The organism is Mesorhizobium sp. M7A.F.Ca.MR.148.00.0.0 (assembly GCF_003997735.1).
Taxonomy (GTDB): domain Bacteria; phylum Pseudomonadota; class Alphaproteobacteria; order Rhizobiales; family Rhizobiaceae; genus Mesorhizobium.
This window is the reverse complement of record NZ_RZTB01000197.1, coordinates 1-5,714: the sequence shown is the minus strand read 5'-3', so window position 1 is coordinate 5,714 and position 5,714 is coordinate 1. Positions and strand designations below refer to the sequence as shown.

The window sequence follows — 5,714 nt, the reverse complement described above, 5'->3', positions numbered from 1 at the left end:
CTGGTCAAGCTGTTGCGGGAGCGGCGCGACAAGGCGCAGACCCAAGCACACCGCCGCCAGCGTGAAATACGCGGCAAAGGAGCGCCGAAAGGCGCTGCGCCCTCAAAGTCCGATGGCGGTTCGCAGACAAAGCTTGCGGTGCTGGCCATGACCATGCGGCGGCTGAATGGCGAGGCCGAGCGGCGCCGGCAGCTGGCGGCCAGCGTTTCGCTGATCGAAAACGCGCGCAAGGTATTCGTCATGAAGCAAGGGGCGACGCCGGAAGGCCCTGCTTTCAATTCGCGCACCGCGCGCAAGGGGATGCGGTCGGTGGCAAACCAGAGGGCGCAAGACCTCGTCCGACCGATGGAGCTTGGCCGGCAGCGCAAGGCGGCCAAAGTGGCGCAAGCAAAGCGCGACGCACGCTGAGGGTTCTGACAATCGCCGGGTGAAATCGTTGGGACGCCGGCCTGCCGTGCGGTCGCAGGCGTCTTCTATGCGCCCTCAACAAGGGTTTGCAGCATGGGGCGGGTTGGCGCGAAGAACGTCGTGCCGGTGTGCGGCGTCGAGAAATCGAGCAGCCGGTCGTAAGCGCCCGGCGGCTCACCGATGTACATTCGCTGCAGCATCTTCTCGATCACCCAGAGATACCTGCTGTAGCCGATAAAATAGGTGCCGAACTCCTTTTGCCCCGGCCTGCCGAACGGCATGTTGTCGCGCAAAATGTCGTACTCGTTGCCATCGGCATCCTCGATGGTGGCCAGCGACTTGTGCGATTTGCGCGGCGCCTCGTCATCATCGATTTCGATGTTGTCGATCTTGGTGCGGCCGATGATTTCTTCCTGGAGAGGCGTTGGCGTCCGCCCCCATGCCTGGAGATCGTGCAGGTACTTCTGGACGACGACATAGCTGCCGCCGGCGAAGTCGGCGTCCTCATCACCGACGAGTGCCGAGGCGGGCAAATCGAGGCCTGTCGGGTTGGCGGTGCCGTCGACGAAGCCGAGCAGGTCACGGGCATCGAAATAGCGAAAACCGGAAACCTCGTCGACGACGTTCACGGCATCACCGAGATTGTCGAGCAGAATGCGCTCGAACTCGAAGCACATATCGGGCCGCTCGGAGCGGATGTGGAAGAGAAGATCGCCGGCGGTCGAAGGCGCCGAATGAACGGCACCCTTGATCGGCGCAAACGGTTTCAGTTCCAAAGGTCGCCGATCTGGGGAAAGACGATCCCAGAGATCGCGGCCGATGCCGGCAATGCACGAAAGCCGCCCGGAAAGATCGCGAAATCCAACGGTTTTGACGAGATCATCGAGGCCGCCGAGCACGGAGGCTATCTTGGCGAGCGCGGTCTGGCCGCTGGCGACGGTGACGACAAGAAAGACCGCCGAAAGCGACAGCGGGGCGTCGACACTTTGCGCATCGATCGGCACGCGATCCCAGTTCTTTCCAGACATCCGAATTCTCCGCTTCGCCGGGATTTGTTTCAGATCATCCGGGATCGCGCAACACTGGATGAATTGCCTCTTTATCGACACGCGGATGCGGGTAGAGTGCGGCAGAATTTCAATCAACCCGTTCGGAGCTGATGCTCGCACGCCTGTTCGTGATCTTTGGTGGCCTTTTTGTGCTGGTGCTGTGTGCGGCGCTGGTGGTGCCGTATTTTGTCGACTGGACAGGCTATCGCGCCCAATTCGAGCGCGAGGCGAGCGCCATTCTCGGCCGCAAGGTGACCGTGCAGGGCGACGCCACGGCAAGGCTGTTGCCGTTCCCCTCGGTGACCTTCTCCAACGTCGCCGTCGCCGGCGGCCCCAATGGCCAGCCGGCCATGACCGTCGAGACGTTTTCGATGGATGCGGAACTGGCGCCCTTCCTGCGCGGCGAAGTGCTGATCTTCGATATGCGGCTGGTGCGGCCGAAAGCGACCATCGATATCGCCAATGACGGCACTGTCGACTGGGCGATGCGGCCGTCCTCTCCCTTCGACCTCAATCAGATCTCGATCGAGAAGCTGACGGTGACGGAGGGGCAGGTCGAACTGCGCCATGCCGCCGGCGGGCGCAGCCACCTGTTTTCCGAGATCAATTCGACCATCTCGGCCAAGTCCCTGGCCGGCCCATGGCGCATGGACGGCACGCTGCGGCTCGACGGACTGCGCACCGCGGTCACTGCCTCCACCGGCAAGGCCGAAGGCAACGGGCAGATGCGGCTGCGGCTGAAGGCCGATCCGGACGCCTATCCGCTGGTCATCGAAGCCGACGGCAATGCCGGCATCGTCAATGGCGCTGCCGTCTACTCCGGCCAGTTCAAGATCTCCGGTGCCGACAAGAACAGCGCCGAGCTGCGCGGCACCGACGGCGAGACGGTGAAGGTCTCGGCCGGTAAGCCCGATCCGGGCTTTCGGCTGAACGGCAAGTTTTCGCTCGACCATCAGAAGCTCGGTGTCGACGAGTTCCGCTTCGAGACCGGGCCGCTCGACAACCCCTACACCGCTGATGGCAAGGCTTCTGTCGATCTCGGGCTGAAACCGAGTTTCGCCATCGAGGCCAATGGCGCGCAGGTGCAGTTCGACGAGGCGGTGGGAGCCGAGGCCGGCGCCGGCCTGACGCTGGACCAGCGCATCGCGGCGTTTGAGCAGGCGCTGCTCGACATGCCGAAGCCGACCATCCCCGGCACCGTCGAGGTCAAGCTGCCGGCGGTGGTGGTCGGCGACACCACGGTGCGCGACGTGCAGCTTTCCGCCGAGCCGGTCGATGGCGGCTGGTCGGTGAAATCGCTTGCCGCGACCTTGCCCGGTCGCACCACGCTGGAAGCCGATGGCATGCTCGTGCTCAATTTGGAGGGTCACTTCGGCTTCAACGGTTCGCTACTGCTGGCCGTGGCGCAACCTTCCGGCTTTGCCGCCTGGCTGTCGAAGGACGTCGACGAGGCGATCCGCCGTCTGCCCGCCGCCGGCTTCAAGGCCAAGGTCGACCTCTCGCAGAAGCGCCAGGCCTTCAGTGATCTCGAATTGATCCTGGGCAAGGCGAAGTTTTCCGGCCGCATCGATTCCAGCCAGCCCGACGATGCCAAGCCCTCAGTGCTGATGCGTCTCGAAGGCGGCGACCTCGATGTCGACGGGCTGGCGGCCTTCGCCTCGATCTTCGTCAGCGACAAGGGTGCCAATCGCTTTGCCGACCGCGACCTCGATTTCCAGATCAAGGCAGGGCCGGTCAACGCTGGCGGGTTGACCGCAGATACCGTCGACACGGCGCTCAGGCTGCGCGACGGGCTGCTCGAAATCGACCGGCTGTCGGTGGGCGGGCTGGCCGGCGCCTCGATCAGCGCTACCGGCAGGATCAAGGATTTCCCGGCGAGCCCGACCGGCAAGCTCGATGCATCGGTGGTTGCCGTCGATCTGAAGCCGCTGATCGACGTCGCCGCCCGGCATTATCCCGACAGCGCCGTGCTCAAGGGACTGGAGAGCCGTGCCGCAGCCTATCCCGAGCTGTTCCAGGATGCGCGTGTCGACCTCGTGGCGAGTGCGGCCGACAATGGCGACGGCACCACGGGCCTGGCGGTGAGCGGACAAGGCAAGGCCGGCGGCTCGGCCTTTTCCGCATCGCTGTCGGGAAAGGGGGCGGTGGACAAGCTTCTCGAAGCGCCGGTGGCGCTTACCTTCAATGCCAAAAACGCTGATGCCACCACGCTGCTGGCCCTCTACGGCCTGCCGGCACTGCCGCTCGGCATGCTGGGCGAGGCAAGCACCGACATTCAGGCCAAGGGAACGCTTGGTGGCGGCCTGACGACGAATTTCAGCCTTGCCGGCAACGACTTCAAGGCGGGTTTCGAGGGGACGATCGCCGATACGCCGCAAGGCTTCGCCGCCAAGGGCAAGCTCAGCCTCGATGCCGCCGACATCGAGCCATGGCTGATGACGACAGGTATCGGCCTGCCGGGCATGGGGGCGGGCATGTCGACGTCGTTTTCGGCACAGGGCGACTATGGCAACGGCCTGCTGGTGCTGGACGAACTCAACGGCGCCATCAATGAAGCGGCGGTGTCCGGCGACGTCAATATCGATGTAAAGGAGGGGGTCGACGGCAAGGCTGGCGTGCCGCATCTGGCCGGGGCGCTGATGCTCGACGAACTCGACCTCGATCCGATGGCGGTGGCGCTGTTCGGCGATTCCGCCTTTCTTGCCGACAAGGAAGAAACCAACAAGGGTGGCGTGTGGCCGGCGACACCGTTCAGCCAGAAATCCAACCTGCCGTTCACCGCCGACCTAGACCTGACGACGGCAGCGCTCGCCGCCGGTCGGTTCGCCACCGCCTATGATGCCGCCTTTTCGCTCAGGCTCGACCAGGAAGGCATCCGCGTTTCGGATTTGAAGGCGAAATTGCTGGGCGGGGCGCTCACCGGCCTGTTCGAACTGAAGAACAATGACGGCACCGGCCTGTTCTCTGGCCAGATGAAACTGGCGGGCGCCGATCTGGCGACCGTGCTGCCGGATGCCGGCATCAGCGGCATCGGCGATTTCTCGACGGCACTGTCAAGCAGCGGTAAATCGGTCGAAGGGATGGTGGCCGCCTTGTCGGGCTCCGGCACGGCGGCGTTGAAGGGCGTGGAAATTGCTGGTGTCAATCCAGATGCGTTCAGTGCGTTCCTCGCAAAGGCGGATGCGATCGGGCGCGACATCGACGCGGCCAAGACCGCCGGCTTTGCGCCTGACATCGCCGCTGATGGCAGCTTCGCCGCTGGCGATACCGACGTCGCCTTCACGCTCGCCGGCGGCACGCTGCGGGCGCCGCCTGTCAGCCTGGAAAATCCAGCGGCGACCTTGTCCGCCGACGTCACGGCGGATCTCAACGCGGCCACGGTGTCGGCCAAGGGTGCGATCACCTATCGGCCTGGCGACGAGGCACTGGTCGGCTCCGAGCCGGTCGTGAATTTCACCGCCGAGGGGCCGTTCGGCGCGGTCAAACGAGCATTCGACAGTGAGCCGCTGGCGCAGTTCCTGACCCAGCGCGCGCTGGAGAAAGAGCAGCAGCGCGTCGAGGCGATGCAGGCCGCGCTGCTCGAAAAGCAGCGGCTGCGGCGCGAGGTGCGCTACTACGCGGCGTTGAAGACCGAACGGGATAAGACCGCCGAGGAATTGCGCAGGCAAGAAGAGGCGGCGCGGCTGAAAGCCGAGGCTGACGCCAAAGCCAAGGCCGAAGCGGATGCCCAGGCGAAAGCCGATGCCGATGCCAAGGCTCAGGCCGACGCGGAGGCGAAAGCAAAGGCGGACGCCGATGCCAAAGCCAAGGCGGACGCCGACGCCAAGGCCGCTGCCGAACAGCAAGCCGCCGACGAGGCGGCCAAGGCGCAGGTCGACAAGCAGGAGCGGCAGAAGGCGGAAGAGGCTGTGCGCATCGCGGCGCAGGAAAAGGCAAGGATCGAGGCCGAACGCAAGGCCGCGCAGCAGCCTCCGAAGGTGGAGCGTGCGCCACTGCCGCAGGCCAATGACAATCCGCCGCCGGCCAAGCCGAAGTCCAATCCGTTCACGATCGACAATCTGCTGAAGTCGTTGCAGTAGGCTGAGCTTTCTGGGCGATACGACTACCCTCCATCTCGATCGAGCAGACGCCGCAGCATCGGTTCGATACGCGACAGTTCGTCGAGATGCACCGCCGACAGTTCGGCCAGGCAATCGTCGGCGCGCTCGGTCAGTTGCAACAGCACGCGGCGGTGGTCGTCCTTGTCCTGATCCCGTG

At 64.7% G+C, this 5,714-nt stretch carries 3 protein-coding genes and 1 pseudogene; 2 read left to right on the top strand and 2 right to left on the bottom strand.

Features of this window, described 5'->3' with window-relative positions; genetic code table 11:
* Window positions 1-408, top strand: a 408-nt coding sequence (locus tag EOB49_RS32485; RefSeq protein ID WP_127383365.1) for a hypothetical protein, incomplete at its 5' end; no start/stop codon positions are given.
* A gap of 65 nt (window positions 409-473) precedes the next feature.
* Here EOB49_RS32485 and EOB49_RS32480 read toward each other — a convergent pair.
* Window positions 474-1,436: a Dyp-type peroxidase gene (locus EOB49_RS32480; protein WP_127383364.1), complete on the bottom strand. Its 963-nt coding sequence runs from the start codon at window positions 1,434-1,436 to the stop codon at window positions 474-476.
* A gap of 131 nt (window positions 1,437-1,567) precedes the next feature.
* On the opposite strand from EOB49_RS32480, the gene EOB49_RS32475 reads away from it, so the two are divergent.
* Window positions 1,568-5,536: an AsmA family protein gene (locus EOB49_RS32475; protein WP_127383363.1), complete on the top strand. Its 3,969-nt coding sequence runs from the start codon at window positions 1,568-1,570 to the stop codon at window positions 5,534-5,536.
* 23 nt (window positions 5,537-5,559) lie between these two features.
* Here EOB49_RS32475 and EOB49_RS38825 read toward each other — a convergent pair.
* A pseudogene (locus EOB49_RS38825) lies at window positions 5,560-5,714 on the bottom strand (MarR family transcriptional regulator); the annotation flags it as partial.

What these genes read in the sequence shown, in the direction of transcription:
- EOB49_RS32480 (WP_127383364.1), bottom strand. Translation starts at nt 1,436, where the DNA reads ATGTCTGGAAAGAACTGGGATCGCGTGCCGATCGATGCGCAAAGTGTC.
- EOB49_RS32475 (WP_127383363.1), top strand. Translation starts at nt 1,568, where the DNA reads ATGCTCGCACGCCTGTTCGTGATCTTTGGTGGCCTTTTTGTGCTGGTG.